The sequence below is a fragment of the Micromonospora globbae genome, from assembly GCF_036184225.1.
GTDB lineage: Bacteria > Actinomycetota > Actinomycetes > Mycobacteriales > Micromonosporaceae > Micromonospora > Micromonospora globbae.
In genome coordinates this window covers 897,315-918,297 of record NZ_CP108084.1, presented here as the reverse complement: position 1 = coordinate 918,297, position 20,983 = coordinate 897,315, and the positions used below count along the sequence as shown (strand labels likewise).

Genomic DNA, 20,983 nt, shown 5'->3' with positions numbered 1-20,983 from the left:
CGAATCGAGCGAAACTCGACATTCCCTCCCTTAGGTTACTGCCCAGGGGCAGTCGAGACCGGGAGGCGACGTGGAGAGCTATCCGGCGATCGAGGATCACGGGCTCATCGGTGACCTGCAGACCGCCGCGCTGGTGACGTGCGACGGGACGATCGACTGGTTCTGCGCGCCGCGCTTCGACTCTCCGAGCATCTTCGCCGCCCTGCTGGACCGCGAGCGCGGCGGCTACTTCCGCATCGCCCCGCACGACGTCCGGTACGTCACCAAGCAGCTCTACCTGCCCGGCACCCCGATCCTGATCACCCGGTTCATCAGCGCGGACGGCGTCGCCGAGGTGATGGACTTCATGCCGGTCACCGGCGAGCGCGCCACCGACTCGCACCGCCTCGTCCGCGTGGTCAACATGGTGCGGGGCACCATGCGCTTCCGCGTGGAGTGCCGACCCCGGTTCGACTACGCCCGGGAGAACCACGCACTGGAGCGCCACCGCAACGGTTACCTGTTCCGCAGCCCGTCGGCGACGCTCACCTTCAACCCCGTCGACCCCGTGCGGCAGTTGTGGGCCCAGACCGGAGAGGTCCGCATGGAGGACGGCGACCTCATCGCGTACGGCACGCTCAACGAGGGCGACACCGGCGGGGTGGTCCTGGAGACGGACGGCACGGAACCCCGGTTCATCCCGGCGGAAGAGGTCCAGGGCATGTTCGAGTGGACCCGGGACTACTGGCGGCGCTGGGTCGAACGCTCCCGCTACACCGGGCGGTGGCGGGAGATGGTCGAGCGCTCGGCGATCACGCTGAAGCTCATGACGTACGCGCCGACCGGCGCCATGATCGCGGCCCCGACCACCGCGCTGCCCGAGCTGGTGGGCGGCACCCGCAACTGGGACTACCGCTACACCTGGGTCCGCGACACCTCGTTCTCGGTGCACGCGCTGCTCGGTCTCGGCTTCACCGAGGAGGTCAGCCGGTACATGAACTGGCTCGACGAGCGGATCCGCGAGGCCGGCGACCACCAGGACCCGCTGAGGATCATGTACCGGGTGGACGGCTCCTCGGAGCTGCACGAGGAGGTGCTCGACCACCTCGAGGGGTACCGCGGCTCCCGCCCGGTGCGGATCGGCAACGGCGCGGCCGACCAGCTCCAGCTCGACATCCACGGCGAGGCGCTGTACGCCATGCATCTCGCCGACGAGCAGGGCATCCGCGTCTCGCACCAGGTGTGGAAGAGCACCGTCCGCCTCGTCGACTGGCTCTGCCACCACTGGGACCAGGCCGACGCCGGCATCTGGGAGAGCCGCCACCACCCCCGCAACTACACCTTCGGCCGGGTGATGTCGTGGGTCGCGCTGGACCGGGCCATCCGCCTCGCCACCCGCACCGGCCGCCCCGGTGACGTCGCCTGCTGGACCGAGCAACGCAACCGGATCTACAACCAGGTCATGGCCCGCGGATACCACCGGGGACGCGGCTGCTTCGTGCAGGCGTACGACGAGAACATGCTGGACGCGGCGCTGCTCACCATGCCGGCGGTCGGTTTCGTGACGCCGAGCGACCCCCTCTGGCAGTCCACCTTGAACGCGATCGAGCGCGAGCTGGTCTCCGACAGCCTGGTCCACCGGTACGACCCGGTCCACTCCCCCGACGGCCTCCCCGGACACGAAGGCACCTTCAACATGTGCACGTTCTGGTACGTCGAGGCGCTGGCCCGCTCCGGTCGCCTGGACGACGCCCGGCTCACCCTGGAGAAGATGTTCACCTTCAGCAACCACCTCGGCCTGTACGCGGAGGAGATCGCCGCGACCGGTGAGCAGATCGGCAACTACCCGCAGGCGTTCAGCCACCTCTCCCTGATCAACTCGGCGCTGGCGCTGAACGACCTGCTCGACGTCGAGGCCAACGCCCGGCGCCGCCAGTAGGGCGACCCCAGCCCAGGTGGACCACCTGTGGCTGGGGCCGCCCGCCGGTCGCCGCGGTGGGGTCGCCGGGGTGGGGTCGCCGGCTGCCGTCGACGAACGGGATCCGGACCGACGGCTCCTACCGCCTGCCGCCCGGGCCCGGCCTCACCTCAGGTGCCGGGCGAAGAACCGGCTCCCGTCGTCCCCCTCGAACCCGGGTACGCCGGTGTGCCCGCCCATGTTGGCGTGCAGCGTCTTCTCCCGGGACCCGAAGGCGTCGAACAGGTCCAGGGCCATCTGCCGGTCGTTCCCTTCGTCGTCCCACTGGAGCAGGACCAGCAGCGGGATGGTGACCTGCCGGGCCTCCTCGAACATGCTGCGGGGCACGTAACTCCCGGCGAACAGCACGGCGGCCGAGATGCGCGGCTCGACCACGGCCAGCCGCACGCCGATGGCGATCACCCCTCCCGCGTACCCGACCGGGCCGCCGATCCCGGGCAGCGCGAGGAGGGCGTCCAGGGCGGCCCGCCACTCCGGGACCGCCTTCTCGACCAGCGGGAGGACGAGCCGGTCGACGATCTCCCCGTCGACCGGCGCACCGGCCGCGAGCGCCCGCTGCAGGTCGGCGCGGGCCTCGTCGACGGTGGCGAGACGGGGCCGGTCGCCGCTCCCGGGAAGCTCGATGGTGGCGGCGGCGAAGCCCTCCGCCACGGTGTGCCGGGCCCGGGCCGCCAGTCGGGGGTACATCCTGTGCAGTCCGCCGGGGTGGCCGAGCAGGATCAGCGGGGCCGGCGCTGACGCGGATCCGGGCGTCCACAAGATGCCGGGGACCTCGCCGAGGGTGAACCCGCGCTCGACGACGCCGTCGTCGAGGCGCTGTTCGGACGTGAATCGCATGGTCGTGCCTTTCGGAAGCGCGGAAAACGGCGCTCCCGGACGACCTATCGCCCGACCGTGACCCCCGAGGGGAGCACCCACGTCGATACTGCGTTCACGGGTACCACCTCCTCGTTCTCCGGCACGGCCTACCGAAAGCTAGCAGTGGTGGCCGTGGCCGCCAACGGGTTTACGTACTGGACGAACGGGTGGTCGTACCAGTCGCCGTGCTTCTCACGTGCTCGATGAACTCGGCGCCGGTGAGTGGTTCTGCCACGGGCCTACGGAGCCACAACACCCGGACTTGCGGGCGAGCGGTACACGACTCAGAGCCAGCCGCGGCGTTCCGCCAGGCTGCCGGCTTGGAACCGGCTCGACGCTCCGAGTTCGGCCATCAGGCGCTGGAGCCGGCGGTAGGTGGTCCGACTGCTCCAGCCGTTCACGCGCGCGATGGCTGAGTCGGTCAGGCCCGCCATCATCATCCTGCACAGGGACCGGGTTTCCTCGTCCGGCCCTGGGACGCCCCCGTCGAGCGGGGTGGCCTGGGCCCATTCACCCTCGAACAGGGCTTCGAGGGCGGTGAGCAGCGGGGAGCGCCGCACGAGATAGGCGACCTGCAGGCCGCTGCGGCTGAGGTCGAACGGGATGAGGGCGTCCTGGTCGTCGCGGATGATCAGCTTGATGGGCAGGGTCGGCCGGGTCCGGGCCTCCTCGCCGCCGCGTACGGCGGGCAGGATGTCGGTTTCCAGCTTCTGGGGCCACGTCACCGCGTCCAGGCTGTAGATCACGCGGTGCGCCACACCGTCGTTCTGGTGGTGGGCGATCTGCGCCTGGGTATTCCTGGCGGCGCCTTCACCCCCGGGCGCCTCGTAGTAGGGCGGCGTGTCGAACACCCGGACCTGATGCTGCGCCTCGGATTCCAGGTGGGCGACGGCTGCGGCGATCGTTTCCCGGTCGGTCAACTGCTCGATCACGAGCTCGGGGCTCGTCCGGTGCGCGCTGCGGTGGATCTCCGACAGCGAGTGGACTTTGGCGCGTGCCGCGCTCAGCTCGCGTTCCCGCTGCTGCACGAGCTGGTTGATCGCGATGTCCGGGGGAGCGGCCAGGTACCGGGCCGGTCTGCCGCTGCGGGCCGCCAGGTGCTTCGCGCAGAGGGCGGCGAGGGTCCGCTGCACGGGGCCCGCCGAGGTTGACAGGTGGTCGGCGAGCGCCGCGACCGTCGACCCCGGCAGGGCGACCAGCGCTTCGTAGACCCGCTCCTCGTCAGCGGACAACCCCAGGACCGCGAGCTCCATTGTCGAGATTGTGCCAGGTGGCAGTGAGCAGCCACGAGGGGATCTTGTGGCGGGTGATGCCGGCTGGCACTGTTCGGCCGCAGTGGCGCTCATCGACCTGCGCCGGCGCGGAAAGGAATCCCGCTATTGAAAACTCCACGCATGCGTCGGGCCATCGCGGCGGCCGCCTGCCTCGCGTTGCCGCTCAGCTCGGGCATCGTTCCCGGCGAGGCGTCGGCCGCTCCCGGCGGATCATCGGGACGCGCGGCCCCGCAGACCCACACCGTCACCCTGATCACCGGCGACGTCGTCACGGTGAACGCGACCGGTGACGCCGGTGACGGCGGGGGGACGATCTCGGTCGAGGGACCGGACGGCGAACCCGCCGACGCGAGGATCCTGGCCTCGGCGGGAGACGTGTACGTCTACCCGTACTCGGCGGTGTCCTACCTCGCCAAGGGACTGCTCGACCGGCGGCTCTTCAACGTCACGGACCTGATCGCCGACGGCTACGACGACGCTCACCGCAGCGACCTGCCCCTGATCGTCTCCTACGCCGCCCAGTCGCCGGGGTTCCGCGCGAACACCGCCCCGCGGGGATCGGCGTTGGTCCGACCGCTCCCGAGTGTCGACGGCGCCGCCATCACCGCCAGCCGCGCGCACGCGGGAGACTTCTGGGCCGCGGTGACGGCAGGAACGTCCGCGGCGGGAGTGGCCCGATCCGCAGCGCCGACGTTCGCGGACGGCATCAGGCAGATCTGGCTCGACGGCAAGGTCTACCCGGACCTGGCCGAATCGGTCGGGCAGATCGGCGCGCCGGAGGTCTGGGCCGGCGGCGACACCGGGCAGGGCGTCGACGTCGCGGTCCTCGACACGGGTGTAGACGCAGGCCACCCCGATCTGGCCGGACGCATCGTCGACACCCGCAGCTTCATCCCTGGCGAGGGCGTCGAGGACGTCCGCGGCCACGGCACCCACGTCGCCTCCACCATCGCCGGTACGGGCGCCGCGTCCGGCGGCACGGAGAAGGGTGTCGCCCCCGGCGCTCGTCTGCACATCGGGAAGGTGCTGGCGAACTCCGGCTCCGGCACCGACTCGCAGGTCCTCGCGGGCATGGAGTGGGCGGCGGTGGAGAAGCATGCCAAGATCATCAACATGAGCCTGGGTTCGCAGGAGCCCTCCGACGGCACGGACCCGTTGTCGCAGGCCGTGAACCGGCTCAGTGCGCAGACCGGCGCGCTGTTCGTGATCGCGGCGGGCAACACCTCGGGCCCCGGCACCGTCAGCTCGCCCGGTGCCGCCGACGCGGCCCTCACCGTGGGCGCGGTGGACAGCGGTGACCGCCTCGCCGAGTTCTCGAGCCAGGGTCCCCGAGTCGGCGACGGCGCGCTCAAGCCGGAGATCACCGCCCCCGGCGTCGACATCCTGGCGGCGCGGTCGCAGTACGCCTCCGAAGGGGATGGCTTCTACCAGACGATGAGCGGCACGTCGATGTCCACGCCGCACGTGGTCGGTGCCGCCGCGCTGCTCGCCTCGAAGCATCCCGAGCTCACCGGCGCCCAGTTGAAGGACCTGCTGACCAGCACCGCCAAGCAGACCCCCGACTACACCGCGTTCCAGGCCGGCAGCGGCCGCCTGGACGTGGCAGCCGCCGCCCGCACCGGGATCTTCGCTTCGGCCACCGCGTCGGCCGGGCAGAACACGGCCGACCCCGTCCGCCGCCCGGTGACGTACACCAACCTCGGCGCCACGCCGGTGACTCTCGCCCTGTCGATCGCGGCGCCCGGCGTGCCCCAGGGGATGTTCCGGCTCTCGACCGACCGGGTCACCGTGCCCGCGCACGGCACCGCCTCGGTCACCGTGACCATCGATCCGCACGCCGCGTCCGGCGGGTCCGACAGTTTCAGCGCCCAGATCATGGCCACCGGACCGGACGGCGGTCTCGCCGCGCACACAGCGGTCTCGCTCGGCGCGCTGGCGCACCGGATGACCATCAGCGTCAAGGACGCCGCGGGCAAACCCGCGTCCGCCTTCGTCATCGTGCTCCGGGCGGGCGATCCGACCCCGATTCCGGTCCCGGTCGATGGCACCGTCAGCTTCTACACTCCGGAAGACCAGTACTCGGCGCTCGGTTACCTGACCGTACCCGGCGTCCACGGTTCGAATTCACAGGGGCTGGCGCTGCTCGGCGATCCCGACTTCACGTTTGACGGGGACCGCACGATCACGCTGGACGCCCGCCACGTCCGGCTGGTCGACGAGACCACCCCGCAGCCGGGCGTCCCCAGCTACCTGCGGCTCGAGTACTCGCGGATGCTCCACAAGGACGGCCGCTGGCACGACTTCGGTCTCGCTGGCACGGGCTTCGACAGCCTGTGGATCCAGCCACAGGGCAAGGTGACACACGGCGACTTCGTCCTCGGTGCGCGGTGGCGCAAGGAACAGCCGGCGTTGACGGTGTCCGTGCAGGGGACCGAATACACCGATGTCCTCCGGCAGGCGGGCGTCACTCCGCTGCCCGAAGGTACCCGCACCCTGCCGCTCGTCTTCGCGGGTGCCGGGGCGCCGGCGGACTATGCGGGCCTCGGCGCGCGGGGCAAGGCGGTGGTCATCCGCCGCGCCGCGTCGGCGACCCCGGCCACGCTCGCCGAGGCGGCGGCGGACGCCGGCGCCGAGCTGCTGCTGGTGGCCAACGACCGTCCCGGGCGGCAGCGCCTGTACTTCGGGACGGACGCGCTCGACGTCGGGCTCCTCAGCCCCGACGAGGGCGCGAAGCTGATCGCCCAGGCCCAGCGGCCCGGCGCGATGCTGCGGACGGAGTCACACCCTGCGCCGGCCTACCTCTACGACCTCGTGCACACCTGGCACAACGAGGTGCCGAAGGACATGGTCGTGCGCGCGTCGGGCAGGAACCTCGCGCGCATCGACGAGACGTTCGCCGGTGCCGTCCCCACTGGAGCAGGTCAGGAATGGCGGTACGATTTCCCGGCGTACTCGGAGTGGGGTATCGGGAACTACGTCGCCATGGCCGCCAGCGGCCGCCGCACGGACTGGGTCACCACCGACGGCGCGAACCGGTGGGGCCACGAGGTCTACGACGGCCTCCTGAGCCAGTGGGGCGTCAGCCGGACGTACGAACCCGGCACCGTGTCGAGCGACGAGTGGTTCACGCCCATCCAGCGGCCCTACCTCAACAACAACTACCTCGGGCCGACGCGTACGGACGACGAGATGCGGATCGACGTGCCGGGGTACGGCAACGCCGACCACGTCGGCGCGATCTCGGACCTGCAGCACGCGAGTCAGACCGTGACCCTCTACCAGGGTGACACCCTGCTGGGCAGGTCCGACAACGGACTCGTCATCTATCCCACGGCCCCCAGCGCCGGACCGCTGCCGTACCGCCTGGTCGTCGCGAACCAGCGTGACGCATCCGTCAGCCCCTACTCGTCCTCGACCACGACGGAGTGGAGGTTCACCTCCGCGGCCCCGAAGGTCACCGGCCAACGAGACCTGCTCCCGTTGCTGCAGATCCGCTACGACGTCGACCCGGACGCCTCCGGGTCCGTGCGCCGCAACGCGGCCTTCGGCGTGACGGTCGAACAACGCGCTCCCGTATCGGTCGGCCTGACCCCGGTATCGGTCGCTGGCGGGGGCACTCCTCGCTCGCCCCGCGTGGAGGTCTCCTACGACGGCGGCACCACCTGGTCCCGTCTCTCGGACGACCGCCGGGGCGCCTACCGGCTGGACGCACCGAAAAAGGCGCAGTTCGTCTCGCTGCGCGTAACCGCCACCGACTCCGCCGGCAACTCCGTCACCCAGACAATCCTCCGCGCCCTGGGACTCCGCTAACCTCTCTGCGCCTTGGATGACGTCCTGGATCACTGTGGGGTGTCCCCTGGTCCCAAACACTCAGCGATTCGCCAGGATCATTGAGCGGACTGCCATGGGACACCCCACCATCCTGCGAAATCGGCGAAGCCCCGGTTCCCGATGCTCGGATTGGTGGAGACATCGCTGAACCAGCGAGGTGGCAACCGGAGGAACGTCCGGGCTCATCGAAAAGGTCGACGGCAAGCAACTGGTGCTCCTCGTCGGCCATGCTGACGGTATCGGCCAGGAACAAGTACGTGACCTTGTCCTCGTCGCTGGCCGCGGCATCTGAAGCTGCGTCGCCACCACGGCAAAAATCCCCGCCCGGCGGGACGGGGATCACGCAAAACACGAAGAACTACCACGCTTCGTGTGGAAACAACGTGTCCGAGGGGGGATCTGAACTCTCCTATGTAGCATCCGTTATACAAACGGGTGCTCATGCGTTAAGCCTAGCACTTCACGATGCGTAACACTACAGGCGTGAGCTGCCCAAGAGCGCGCCACGGCGCAGCTAATGCAATCAATTCTGCTGTCTCCCCAGCGCCAATACGGCCGAAGGCTCCGGAGTTCTTGAAATTGCCGTGCGGCGCAATGCGGAGCCGCTCCCCAGCACGCCCCCGCGCAACTCCAGGTCGGCCTGGCCGTAGTCGGCATCTGGTATGGGCGGCTTGCGGAAGAGTCCGAACATCCGGCGATCATAAAGAAGACGGGGCCCTACCGCCCGTGCTGTTCCTGCAGACAGGGATCTATGTTGGGTCGCGCACCCAGGCCGCTCCAGCCGTCATGCATCACTACCTACGTGACGAGGATGGGACCATTCCGCCGATATGCCGCTACGCGAGGACGCATGGACAGCCACCGACAACCGCCGCAGGAATGGCGTTCAACTGTGCGGGGCCGGCGGGGTTCCAGCGAGCGGCCGGGCGGGTGGCCGCGTCATGGCGGCGAGCGGCACGATGTCAGGGATAGCACAGGGCAGCATCAGGCTGACGGCTGCCAGGCGCGACCTTCAGCGCGGTGAGCTTTGTCGTCTACCTCGCGCCCTCGGTTGGATTGCCATGATCCTGCGGTTGCGGCTGTAGCTGCAGCGTATTGATAGGCGGCAGCGGTCAGCCAGGCCACCGCCAGGGCGATGGAGTCCTGCTGGTTCAAACGGCCGAACGCGTCGCGGCTACGCCGGTGACCCGCGCGCAGTAGATCGCGCAGCACGGACGCGGCTGTCGGCAGTTGGGCGTCCAGGAGCGCCCGCGCGTCACGGTCGGCGTCCGGCACCAAGGCGCTGCGGCCGGCGGCGACCACTCGTTGCAGGTGGTGGGTGAGGAGATGCAGCGGCGGTTGAGGGTGGTCGGTGCTGGAAGGCTCCGTGGTTGCGGCGCCGGGTAGGTCGGCGCGCTGTAGCTGGTCGACGCCAAGGTCGACGTGTCCGCCGAAGCGGCCCGGCAGCCAGGCCGCGGCAACGGCGAGACCGTGGACCTGGCGGGGCCCGTGGAAGCGTCCGACCATCCGTACCGGCATGCCGGTGGCGTGGGTGGCGAGCAGGCGCAGGTTCGCGACGTACGGAAGCACCGGATCATCGTGTGGGGCGAAGACGATGACCGGCCCCGGCAGTTGCGCCGTCTGTAGGAGTAGACCTCGCTGGTCGGCGGCGAGGACGCCGTCGAGGAAGGCGAGGTCGTGGCCGGCGGGCCGCTCGTGTTGGGCGAGTTCGAGGGCGTTCAGCCAGCGGGCGGCCTGTTCGGGGATCGGTTGCCGCCAGAGGGCGTCGGCTGGTTCCTCGTGCCAGGTGCGGCCTGTGGTTCGTACGGCCTGCACTGTCCTGCCGTGGCTGAGGCGCCGGTCGGCGGACGCATGGGCATTGACGGCGATGATCCCGGCGCGGCCCAACTCGCGGTGGCTGAGCGTCACGTCGCCGAGGTTGACGCTTGCGTAGGCGGCGTTGCGGGCTGTGTCGCCCTCGCCGGGGCGTGCCTGCGCCAGGCTCCAGATGGTCGCATTGCCGTCGGCAAGGTAGCTGATCGCGCCGACGTGGCCAGTGGTGGTCCGCAGCGGCTCGGTGCACAGCCCGTACAGATGCAGATCGCCGACCGGGCCGTAGCCGCGCCGGCTCGTGCCCCGGGCGGCTCGCTGGTCCCCGATGCCTTCGCTCAGGAGGTGACAGACGGTCAGGACTTCGCGCAGATCGTCGGTGAGGTCGGCCAGCCGGAATTCGGGGGTGCTCCGGCGGGATGCGCGGAGTTGTTCAACCACTCTGGTCGCGGCTGCCGCCAGTCGGGGCAGTCCGATGGCGCGGGCCTGGTGGATGGCCCGGAGCAGGTCTGCCTGGGTCACCGCGCCGGCGCCTGCCACGCCGTGTTCGAGGATCTGCGCAGCGACGTCGCGTACCCGGGTGGCGGCGGCCTTCTCGTCGGCGGTGATGGACGGGGCGGCGGGATCGGGCGGGTCGGCTTCGGTGGCCACGACGGCCTCGGCGGTGGCCACGTCCGGTCCGGCTGCGGCCGCGTGGTGTGGATGCGTGGTCAGGACGGGTGCGGCGCTGAGCACCGCGGCCCGGTGCAGGCAGCGTGGTGCGAGCAGGCAGTTGCAGGCGGCTCCGTCCGCGGTGTCGACCGGCGTGGTGAGGGTGACGGTGACGTGGTCGTCGATGGCGATCGTCGCGCCGGAGTCAGACGTGGTGATGGTCCAGGTCGGCTGCTTCTCGAGCGCCTGGTCGAGCTTGGACCGCAGCCGGGTGGGGAGAGCGGCGACGGCGTCGGCGGTGACCTGTGGTGCGGCGGCGGGCAGGCTCATCGGACCTGGTCTCCGATCCAGCGGGCGAGTTCGGTGGGACTTAGCGCGGCGACGGGCATCCCGGCGGCCACGAGTTGCCCGGCGACGGCGGTGCTGTAGCGGGGTTGGCCCCGGTCGTCGAGGCTGGCGCAGCCGAGCAGGGTGACCCCGTCGTCGGCGAGTGCCCGGACGGCGGCGAGTAGTCCGCCGATGGGATGTCCCTCTTCGAAGTCGCTGACGAGCACGACGAGGCTGCGGCTGGGGGTGGTGACGATCTCCCGGGCGTAGCGCAGGGCGGCGGCGATGTGGGTGCCGCCGCCGACGCTGATCTCCAACAGCAGGCTGAGCGGGTCGGCGACCCGGTCGGTCAGGTCGACGACCTCGGTGGAGAAGGTGACGAAGTGGGTTCGTAGGGTCGTCACGCCGGCGAGGACGGACGCGGTCAGCGCCGCCCAGATCGTGGACGGTTCCATCGACCCGGATACGTCGACGAGGAGGATGACCTGCCAGTCGACGCTGCGTCGACCGCGGCTGCGGAAGACGAACCGTTCAGGGCGGATCTGAGCCGCGCCGAGGGAGTCGATGTGTGCGGTGTGCAGGTTGGCATGGACGGTGGCCCCGAGGTCCAGGCGCCCGGTGGGTCGGCGGCTGCGTCGTGGTGTGGCAAGCCCGCTAAGTGCCGGTCTGATCTGTCGGGCCAACTGCTCGGTCAGCTCGGCGACGAGCCGGGCGACGAGTGGGCGCAGTCGGTGCAGCCGCGCCTCGGGCAGGCCGCCGGCCAGGGCCAGGACGGTGTGCAGCAGTTCCACCGAGGGTCGGACGTTTTCGGGCGCGATGGTGAGGATGGCGTCAGCGCGTCCGCGTTCGGCGGCGCGGGCGAGCACCTCGTCGCGTACTGCCGCGCCGAACAGCGCTTCGAGGTCGTCGGCCCAGTCACGCACCTGGGGGTATGCGGGTTGTCGTCCGCCGCCAGGTCCGGCGGTGGTGTGGGAGCCTTCTCCCCTGCCGCTGCCGTACAGCTCATCGAGGGCGGTAGCGAGCCGGCGGGCGGCCAGCGGCAGGTCGTCGGGGCGGCGGCCGAGCAGCAGCCGCCAGCGCTGCGCGGCGGGCAGCGTCTGCGGCCGGGAAGCCGGGCGGGAGTCTGCCGGGGGCGGTGGTGGAGCCAACCACTCGGCGGTTCTGTCGCCTCTGCCCGCAGGCAGTCCGAGGGCGGTCAGGGCCTGCCGGCCGGACTGGTCGACGGCGAGCCAGTCGGCGAGCAGGCCCGGTGAGACGCTCACCGTCGCGTCGACGTCACCGATGCGGTGACGGACGGTGTCCAGAAGACGGTCCCGATCGGCGGGGCTCAACGCGTCGAAGCCGCCGCGCAGCGCGGGCAGCCGGCGGATGAAGTGGTCGTCGTCCCAGCCGTCGATGGTGTCCAGCAGCGGGGCCAGCGTGTCCCCGCCGGCCTCGAGCAGTGCACCGGCGACGCTGAGCGCTCCCCGGAGTCGGTCGGTGCACTCGGCGGCGGGCATCTCGGTCCAGGACGCCAGGGCCGCACCGAACGCGTGGGGGTCGGCGAGGCCGAGCAGCACCTGGACGGCGTGGCCCGCTCCCCGCATCAGCGGTGATCCGTCGCGGGCGAGGCGGCTGACGGCGTCGCCGAGCCGCAGCAGGTGGCCGCTGTCGTCGGCGTGCCGGACGAGGTCGAGCAGGGCGCGGGCGTCCCCCGCATCGGTGGATCCGGCGAGCCCGTCGACGGCGCGGACTGCTGCGGCGTGCAGGTGGGTCAGGTGCTCGTCGAGGCCGGTCGGTGGTGACGGGGTGGCGGGGATGTGCCCGCGTTGCAGCCGCTGGAGCAGTTGGCTGGCGGTGGCGAGTTCGGCGAGGGTGGCGGTGCCGGTCGCGGCGGTGTGCAGGTCGGCGAGGCGGACGTCGATGGCGTCGGGTAGGCCGCAGGCGGCGGCGCGCGCGAGCCCGGTGATAGCTTGTGCGGCGGTGGGGCCGCCGTCGGCCACCTCTCGGCGGCGCCGGGTGTTCAGCATGCCGGCGGCGGCTTGGGCGAGGGTGACGCCGTGTGGGCTGGCGGCGGCGAGGGCGGCTTCGGTGCCGGGCTGCCAGTGCAGCCGCCAGCGGGTGGTGAGGGTGTCGGCCGTGGTGGTCTCGGCGGGCTCGGCGTAGGGCACCTGGCAGGCCCGCAGTCGCTGCAGGGTGGCCTCTCGTCGCCGGTCGAGTGGGGTACGCAATGGATCAAGGCGAACGGTGCGGGGCGGCTCACCGGGGCCGGGCAGGCGCAGCTGCCGCAGCAGAGCCGTGGTCGCGGGCGTCAGCCCGCAGACGGGTGTGTCCGGGCAGGGTTGACCGCGGTGCTGTCCGATCAGGGCGTGCTGCATGGCGGCGGCGACCGCTCGGCCGCGGCCGACCGGCTCGCCTTGGGCGAGGACGGTCTGCAACGCCTCGACGAGTTCACCGCGTCCGGCGGTGGGCAGGTTCCGCAGTCGGGCCAGATCGTGGGCGAGCCGGGTGATTTCGGCGGCCTCCGCCGGCCCCGTGGGGTGTCCCTGCGCCCGCAGGTGCCGGGTGATCTCGACGGCGAAGCCGCGCAGGTGGGCGGCCAGCGCGGTGGGGTCAGCGTGAGCCTCGTGGACAGCCTGCTGCCAGCGAGGATCGCGGATCCCGGCGGGATAGCCGGATCGCGCGTCGAGCAGGTCGAACGAGTACGGCACCAGCGAGATGACCGGGGCTCGCCGCGGCGCCTCGGCATCGGGTGGCGGTGGTGTGGTGGGCGATGGGTGACCGGGTGTGGTCAGGGCGGGGGCGTGGAAGGCGCCGACGACGACGGCGAGGCGGCCGGGGGTTTCCGCGATGCGCTGTCGCATCCACGCCTCGCGCCGCTGATCAAGGGCGCCGATTCCGCCGGCGGCGGCATCGGTACGCAGGGCCCAGCCGACCGCCAGCGCCGATCGGCGTACCGCCTCGGGCGGTGACCCGGGGGCCGCGGCCTCGACCCAGCGGTCCCACAGGTCGTCTCCGGTTCGGCCGGTCAGGGCGGCCCGCACGGTGTCGGCGTAGCCGCTCGCCCGCGGGCCGACGGCCGGGCGTTCCCGCCAGGCCGGGTCGGTTAGCGGCAGATCGCAGCAGTGGGCCGGAACGCCTCGGTGTTGCGCCCACCGCAGCGCGGCCAACTCGGGGGAGAAGTCGGCGAACGGGTAGAACGCCAGCGGTCCGCCCTCGTCGCCGTCGCCGGCGGCGAGCGCGACCGGGGCCCGGGTGTCGGGGTGCGCCAGCCAGGTCAGCCACGGCTGCATGTCGGCGGGCAACTCGACCAGCACCGCCTCCGGGGCGGCCGCGTCCAACAGGGCGGGAATAGCGGCGGCGAGCACCGGCGAGTGGTGCCGCACTCCGATCAGGGTGACGCGGCCGGTGTCGGTCAGACGTGCGACGGCGGCGCGCGGGTCGTCAGCCGTGATGTCGTCAGTCGCGGAGGACATCGCGCTGTTCCCACAGCTGCCGCCACATCCGGCCGCCGGCCTCGGCGCGGCGGCGCAGGGCGCCGTCCCAGTACGCCAACAGCCTCGCGTGGTCGGCCGGGTCGTCCTTGCGCACCACGCCCACCAGGTGCCCGGGGAGCAGGGATAACGGGTCCGGGCCGGGCAGGTACGCGGTGGACAGGCCGATCGACGCGGCGACGGCGACCGCCTCGGCGGTGCTCATGACCGAGGACGGGCGCTCCACCTCCCAGCCCTCGACGGTGCTGCCGGTGCGCAGGTCACGGAAGGCGGTCACCAGTGTCTCCAGCACCGCCTCGTCCACCGTGTACGCGGCGCCGACCCGTTCGACGGTCGCGCGGGCCTGTCGGGTGACGAGGGCGACCTCGGCGTCGAAGTCGGCGATCGGCGGGACCACCTCGAAGTTGAACCGCCGTTTCAACGCCGCGGACATCTCGGACACGCCGCGGTCCCGCAGGTTCGCCGTGGCGATGACGCAGAAGCCGGGAGCGGCGTAGGCGACGGGGTCGTCGGCGAGTTCGGGCAGGACCAACCGACGGTCGGACAGGATCGACACCAGCGCGTCCTGCACCTCGGGCAGGCAGCGGGTGATCTCCTCGACCCGGGCGACGGCGCCGGTGGTCATGGCGGTGAGCACCGGTGAGGGCACCAGCGCCTCCCGGGACGGCCCCTTGGCCAGCAGGAGCGCGTAGTTCCAGCCGTAGCGCAGCTGTTCCTCGGTGGTGCCGGCCGTACCCTGCACGGCCAGGGCGCTCGTGCCGCAGATCGCCGCGGCGAGCAGCTCGGACAGCATCGACTTGGCAGTGCCCGGTTCGCCGACGAGCAGCAGGCCCCGTTCACCGGCCAGGGTCACCACACACCGCTCGACCAGGGCCCGCTCCCCCACAAATTTCGGCGCGATGGTGACCTGACGGCCGTCGGGGCCCGGCATGGGGCGGCCGGCGGAGCCGGCGATGAACGTGACCACAGCATGAGGGGTCAGCCGCCAGCCGGGCGGGCGGGGACCACGGTCGGCGGCAGCCAGGAACGCCAGCTCGTCGGCGTACAGGTGCTCCGGCGGGTCGATCTGTCGGGTGTTCACGCCTTCTCCTGCAGGTCGAGGTAGCGGGGGTTGTCACCGGCAGTCACCCGATCCCAGGCTGCCTGGAAGAGCTCCGGCGTGGTGCGGGTGACGAGGATCAGTCCGTTGAGGAACAGGTACAGCGGCTGCTTCCAGGTCTCCATGGGCGGGTTGGGGGTCTTCGCCGCGAGCCAGCCGCCGGGCAGGAAGACGCCACGGCCGGCACGTTCCCGCTTGCCCGCCAGCACCAGTCCGGAGTCGAGAAGAGCCGCCTGGGCCTGCTTGAGGGTGGCGGGCTTCCAGGCGTTCCAGTTCCGCACGTTGACGTCGGTGGGGTTGGGCAGGGCCAGCAGCTGCAGGTAGTAGCTGGCCGGGTCACGGTCAAGGCCGGTGTGAACGGCGACGGCGTCGACCAGCTCGGGTGCGCTGACCCGCGGGTCACGGTGTTCGCCGCGGGCTCCGTCGGGGGTGGACAGCACTGCGGTGATGTCCGGTGCGAGGACCAGCCGCAGCGTGTCGGCGACCGGTCCAGGGACGAAGCTGACCGCCGGGTCGTGCGGTCCGCTGAGGCGGGCCGGGGCGAGGTGGTGCACGACCGTGTCCCGGAAGGCGTGCCCGGGTACCAGCGCCGGCCCTACCTGGGGTGGCTCGTCCACCTCGTGTCGCCCGGCGCCGATCAGCAGCCGTGGGTTGCGCAGCCGCTCCCGCAGCAGCTCCAGAGCCCGGGGCAGCGTGTCGCGCATCGGGTCGCCCCATGGCAGCTCGTAGGCCAGCCACAGCAGCGCCACGGTGCACCCGTAGAGGTGGTTGCCGTCGAACGGGGTGCCGGTGGTGGCGGTGGTCTCCAGTCGGCCCCAGTCGGCGGGGTGGCTCTCCCCGTCGGTGGTCAACCAGCTTCCGGGTGCCGGGTTGGCGATCGTCTGCAGGATGTCGGCCGCTTGGGTTGTGGGCAGGATGCGGGTGGCGTCGGCGAGCAGTTGCTCGCTGATGACGACGCGGGCGCCGCGCAGTGCCAGCCAGGCGGTCGCGAGGCTGTCGACGTCCGGGCCCCGCCGCCACAGATCGGCCGGGTCACGCGGCATCGCCGCGTCGACCAGCGCGATCCGCTGCCCGTACGACAGGGACTTCAATGCGTCGCGGGCCGTGCGGGCCTGCGTGGTGTTCACCCCGAGGATGCGCCGCTGTTCGGCGGTGAGGAAGTTCGCCTGCCACTCGTCGATGCCGGGAAGACCGGCCAGCAGCAGGGCGGCCTCCGCGCGCGTCATGCCGGTGCGCTGCACCAGGTCATCGACGCGTTCCGCGCGCCAGGGGGCTGGGCCGTGCTCGGCGAGCAGCCGGCAGAACGCGCCGATGCGATCCGCGCCGCGCCAGCCCGCCGCGACGGTTACCGCCTCGACGGTAGCGCCGGACGGTGGGGCGAACTGCCCGTCCGGGGACAGCTGCACGGCCGTACGCCGCCGCTGCTTGCCCTGCCAGGCGTACCAGGTGGGGCCGCGCTCCGGCAGCAGCACCGTCACCTGGCCACCGTCGCGCTGAACGATTCTCTTGCCTTCGGGAGGCGCCTCGTCCCAGCAAACGGTGAGCACCCGCACCGCCTGCGCCGGGTCGGACAGAGCGGTACCGGCCAGGGTGGACAGCAACTGCGTCAGAGCGGCCCGCTCCTGCTCGTCGGTGACCGGTGTGGCGGCGCGGACGGCCAGGGCGCCGAGGCCGCCGAGGGCCTCCACCCACGTCGGGCTGGCTTCCGGTACGTCCTCGACCGTCCCGGCCGTGAGAAGGTCGGCGACCGCGATGACCTGCCGGAGAACATCGTGCCGTGTCTGGGTGTTGCCCGAGTAGTAGGTGAACCGTTCCGCCGGCAGCAGTCCCGACCAGGCGGTGCGCAGCAGGTCATCGGCGACGGTCTCGACCGCGGTCTCCTCGACCGGGTCGGTCGCCAACAGCTGTGGCAGCCCTTCCAGCCGCCGGCGCAGGCGTACCGCGCGCACCACCTTCTCCACCACGGCGGTACGCAGCACGGGATCGGTCACCTCCGTCAGCACCTCGGTGACGATGGCCAGCGCGACAGCGTTGATCTCGGTGGACTTCGTGACGGAGTCGTCGATCGCCATCAGCCGGGCCGCGTCGGCGGCGGCGAACCGCCGCAGGCGGGCCGAGCCCCTCCCATCGCGCGTGCCCAGCGCGTGCCACCAGGCCAGCGGCGGAAGGTACCGGGATGTCCTGCAACGATCCACCGGCTCGCGGCCGTCGGCACTCCACACCGTCAGCTCCAACTCGGCCCGGTGATGGGGCCGCCCGGTCACCGGAAGCACCACGTCGGTGCCCGGCAGCTGGAGCCCCGCCACCAGCGCGTCACCGTGGAACGGGTTGCGGCTGGCCCGCACCGCGCTCGGATGCCAGGACACCCGCCGACCGTCAACCCCCTCCCCCACCTGCGTGCCGTCCGGCAGCCGGGTCACCCGCCACCCGACCAGCCCGTCGCGCCAACCGAGCGGCGACGAGGCGAACTCTGCCGGTGCCGGCCGCAACTCACACAGGTCAGCGAGGAGGGTCGCGTCGGGGGGCAGGTCGGCGGCGAAGAACGCGGGCAGGCTGTAGCGGCCACCCTCGCCCGTCGCCGGGTCGTACTCCCGCCAGCGCCGGTCACCGGCCGTCGGGTCGGTGGGCCGTTCGCAGCGCCAGAACGAGACGCCGTCACTCGCGACCGGATACGTCGCGGCCGGGCCGCGGGTGTCCCCGGCGTGCCAGGGCCTACCGCCCGTGGTCATCGCGCCGTCGGGCAGCGGCAACGGCAGGGACCGCCGGCCCCACAGGGCGTGGTCCGTCGGTTGGTCGTGCTCAACCAGCACGTCCGGGTCGGCGGTCCAGTAGCCGACAAGCCGGCCACTGGTGCTGTACCAGGTGACCAGGAGCTGCCCGTCGACCAGCCGACAGGTGGTGTCGGCGTGGGAGTTGCGCGCGTGCGGGCTGTCCGAAGGCGGATACCGGAAGATGTGTTCGCTGCTCGGGGCGTTGACGTCGACGACGTGCGCCGTGCGGTTGTCCTGCACCACCAGCTGCGGCCAGCCGTCGCCGTAGCGTCGGCCGATTTTGTCCTCGGCCACCTGTTCGTAGGCCGGCCAGGACAGCTCCGCGACCAGGCCAGCCCGCAACGACCGGGCGAGTACCGCAGGCACGTCGACCGTCGCCAAGACCCTGAACGCCTCCGGTGCCAACGCCACACCGGCGGGCGACCACACGGCCGCGAGCTGGGACAGTGCCTCGTCCAAGCCGATCAGGGTGCCCTCCGGCACCCGGGCAGCCCGTTCGACGAGCAGCTCGGACAGCACCTCCCGCAGGCCTGCCGCTCCCAGCGTCTCGGTGACCAGCTGGGCCGGCAGTGGCCCCGACCCGTGCCTGCTGTGCAGCCCCGACAGCGCGTCGGCCGCCCCACGCGCCAGCAGCACCCGGCATCCGGGGTCGGCGGCCACGCCGCGCAGGTCTCGCCGGCCGGGATCGTCGTCCTGCACCCAGGGGGACACGTTGAACCCACCGCTGTCGGTGTCGACCGCCACCGGCACCCCGCCGGCCAGGCACACGTCGAGAACGTCCAGGTCGGCCCGGTGGGCGAAGTCGCTCCACAACCTCACCGGCCGGCCCTCCGCCCGCAGCCGCGGCACCAGGTCCGCCACCACACGGATGAGCCGCTCACAACGGCGTCGGCTGCGCCGTTCCCGCAGCGCCATCAGCCGCTCCAGCCACCGGGCCGCCGACACCGTCGCCGCCTCGTCCCGCAGCAGATCGAGCGTGCCGGTCGCCTCCAGCAGCTCCAGCCAGAAGTCGGTGACATCCGTGGACCAGCCCGGCGGCTCGGGGAACATCTCCACCAATCGAGTACGCACCGCCGGGTCCCGCCTGGCCAGCCGCATCAGGGGCTTGCGGTACGCCTTCCACACCGGCTCGCTCGAGCGAACCATCGCGGGCAACGCCAGCAACTGCCGGAGCACCGCCTCGGCCTGCTCCTCGACGTCCACGCCGGCCGTCTTCGCCAGCCGCCGCAGATCCTCGGCCATTCCCGCATACGGCGGCAACCCACCAGCGACGCGACGAATGGCAAGGGTCCGCACCAGCTCGTACGCCTCAAGCGCCGGCCGCCGTGCCGCAACCGCGCGGGAGTACTCGGTCAGCATCTTCGCCGTCAGCGCACCGGCGAAGGCGAACTCCAGATGCACCTCCCGCAGCCGCTCCTCGTCAACCGCGAGCCCGTGCATCTGCTCGGCCCGCCGGGCCTCTGCGAAGCAGCCGCCGGCCATCCGCGGGTTGTCGGCCGCGAGGAACGCGCGCCCGGCCTGCTCCCAGAACGTCGGCAGGAAATGCGGCGCCGCCGCGCCCAACCGAGCGGCCAGTTGCTGGTAGCCATCGCGGGCGTTGCCCGGCTTGGAGAAGGCGGTGCGGGCCAGCCCCGCCATGTCCTTCACCATCGCCAACGCGTGCCGACCGTTCCCCGGATCGTTGATCAACGCCCACGCAGGGAACCCGAGCGACTGCCGCCGGGCGGTGCCCACCGGAATGGGTTCGGCGGTACGACTGAAACCGAGGAACTCCATCGACAGGTCCTCGGCCTCGCCCAGCGTCGCCCCGGCCAGGCGGACCACGGTCCGACCGGTGAGCGCCGGATGGCTGTAGCGGCGGGCGGTCACCACGTCACGTCCGGCCTGCGCCTCACCGCCAGGCAGGATCGCCCCCGCCTCCACCAGTGCCTCACTCACGCCTGCTCACCGTCCTCGTCGACGACCCGGCCGGCGTACAGAACTGCCGCCATTCGCATTCCTTCCGACCACGCCACCGGCCCCACGGCCGCCAATGCCAACGCCTCCCCCGACGGGTCGGTGAAGTAGAGCGGGCCGGTCTCGGTCTCGTACAGCGGATCGCCCTCGCCGATCCACACCGCCGCGACCGTCGGAACGCCGTCTTCCCACACCCGCACCGACGCGGCGCCACCCTGCACGCGGTAGCCCGCCGACGTCGCCCGCGCCTGCACGTGGCGCAACTCCTTGTAGCGGCCGCCGGCGTACCGGGACAGCTCCCGTCGCCGTTCGTCGTCTGGTTCCGGTCGCGCCCACACCTCCCGGAACAGCTGCAACGTCTCCTGCCGCACCCCGAGGTCCGCGGCGAACTCCCGCAGATCCGCCAGGTCCGCCAGGCGAACCGGGTGCGGCAGCACCACCTGCGCGGCGGTGAGCCGGCCACTTTCGCCGTCCAGGTCCACCACACCCAGGCCCTTCTCCGGGTCCGCGTCACGCAGCAACCCCGCGCGGTCGGTGTCCCATCGCCCCGCGTCGTCGATCGGCACGACGACCAGGTCACGCAGCGGTGTCCGCCACGCCTCGTCGGCCCACACCTCGCAGATCACCGTGGTCGGCACGGGCAGGGACCGCACCATCCACTGCTCAACCTCCCGCCTGCAGGAGATGTCGTGCCGCTTCAACCAATCCGAGAGCTGCCGCAAGCCGACCACCACGTCGGCATCACGCAACGCCTTCGGTAAGCCTTTGAGCTGCCTGCCCTGGCGGTTACGCGCGATGACCTTCCCGCGATCCAGGCTCACCTCATACTCGGCATCGGCCGCCAGCCAGCCCATGTTGATCTCCTCCCGCCGGGCAGTGAGCGGATTCTGCCATCCGCGGCTGACACTCGAGATCACCGTCGGACGCCCACGGCCGCCTGTTCAGCCATGACGACGAAGAGCGCGAGGCGTTCGCGT

Annotated in this window: 11 protein-coding genes; 2 read left to right on the top strand and 9 right to left on the bottom strand. The window is 71.7% G+C overall.

The annotated features are described in order from the left end of the window. Positions 1 to 70 precede the first annotated feature (70 nt). Positions 71 to 1,918, top strand: a complete 1,848-nt coding sequence (locus OG994_RS04085) for a glycoside hydrolase family 15 protein (RefSeq protein ID WP_328852229.1) — start codon at positions 71 to 73, stop codon at positions 1,916 to 1,918. Positions 1,919 to 2,062: 144 nt separating this feature from the next. Here OG994_RS04085 and OG994_RS04080 read toward each other — a convergent pair whose 3' ends face one another. Both OG994_RS04080 and OG994_RS04075 read right to left on the bottom strand, forming a co-directional pair. Then, a complete protein-coding gene (locus OG994_RS04080; RefSeq protein WP_328852228.1) occupies positions 2,063 to 2,794 on the bottom strand; it encodes a dienelactone hydrolase family protein in 732 nt (243 codons plus the stop codon). Between the two features lie 305 nt (positions 2,795 to 3,099). Then, positions 3,100 to 4,068 carry a helix-turn-helix domain-containing protein gene (locus OG994_RS04075; protein WP_328852227.1) on the bottom strand — a complete coding sequence of 323 codons (969 nt, stop codon included), beginning with the start codon at positions 4,066 to 4,068 and terminating at the stop codon, positions 3,100 to 3,102. A 141-nt stretch (positions 4,069 to 4,209) separates the two neighbouring features. Here OG994_RS04075 and OG994_RS04070 point away from each other — a divergent pair, with 141 nt between their 5' ends. After that, positions 4,210 to 7,899, top strand: a complete 3,690-nt coding sequence (locus OG994_RS04070) for a S8 family serine peptidase (protein ID WP_328852226.1) — start codon at positions 4,210 to 4,212, stop codon at positions 7,897 to 7,899. On the opposite strand, the gene OG994_RS31525 is transcribed toward OG994_RS04070, so the two are convergent. From OG994_RS31525 to OG994_RS04035, 7 genes are all read right to left on the bottom strand, one after another. After that, entirely contained in the window at positions 7,862 to 8,149 is a 288-nt protein-coding gene (locus OG994_RS31525; protein WP_407942595.1) for a hypothetical protein, read from the bottom strand. The two genes, OG994_RS04070 and OG994_RS31525, sit on opposite strands and share 38 nt — an antisense overlap. A 294-nt stretch (positions 8,150 to 8,443) precedes the next feature. Further along, on the bottom strand, positions 8,444 to 8,611 hold the full coding sequence (locus OG994_RS04060; RefSeq protein ID WP_328852224.1) for a hypothetical protein: 168 nt from the start codon (positions 8,609 to 8,611) through the stop codon (positions 8,444 to 8,446). 293 nt (positions 8,612 to 8,904) lie between these two features. Beyond that, the gene (locus OG994_RS04055) at positions 8,905 to 10,710 is read right to left on the bottom strand and encodes a hypothetical protein (RefSeq protein ID WP_328852223.1); all 1,806 of its coding nucleotides are present in this window, start codon (positions 10,708 to 10,710) and stop codon (positions 8,905 to 8,907) included. Beyond that, positions 10,707 to 14,162, bottom strand: a complete 3,456-nt coding sequence (locus OG994_RS04050; RefSeq protein ID WP_328852222.1) for a DUF5682 family protein — start codon at positions 14,160 to 14,162, stop codon at positions 10,707 to 10,709. The genes OG994_RS04055 and OG994_RS04050 overlap by 4 nt, the downstream gene beginning before the upstream one ends. Next, on the bottom strand, positions 14,146 to 15,261 hold the full coding sequence (locus tag OG994_RS04045; RefSeq protein ID WP_328852221.1) for an ATP-binding protein: 1,116 nt from the start codon (positions 15,259 to 15,261) through the stop codon (positions 14,146 to 14,148). The genes OG994_RS04050 and OG994_RS04045 overlap by 17 nt, the downstream gene beginning before the upstream one ends. Then, positions 15,258 to 19,988 carry a hypothetical protein gene (locus tag OG994_RS04040; protein ID WP_328852220.1) on the bottom strand — a complete coding sequence of 1,577 codons (4,731 nt, stop codon included), beginning with the start codon at positions 19,986 to 19,988 and terminating at the stop codon, positions 15,258 to 15,260. Before OG994_RS04040 ends, OG994_RS04045 begins: the two co-directional genes overlap by 4 nt. Continuing rightward, a complete protein-coding gene (locus OG994_RS04035) occupies positions 19,985 to 20,860 on the bottom strand; it encodes a DUF4132 domain-containing protein (protein WP_328852219.1) in 876 nt (291 codons plus the stop codon). Before OG994_RS04035 ends, OG994_RS04040 begins: the two co-directional genes overlap by 4 nt. Positions 20,861 to 20,983 lie beyond the last annotated feature (123 nt).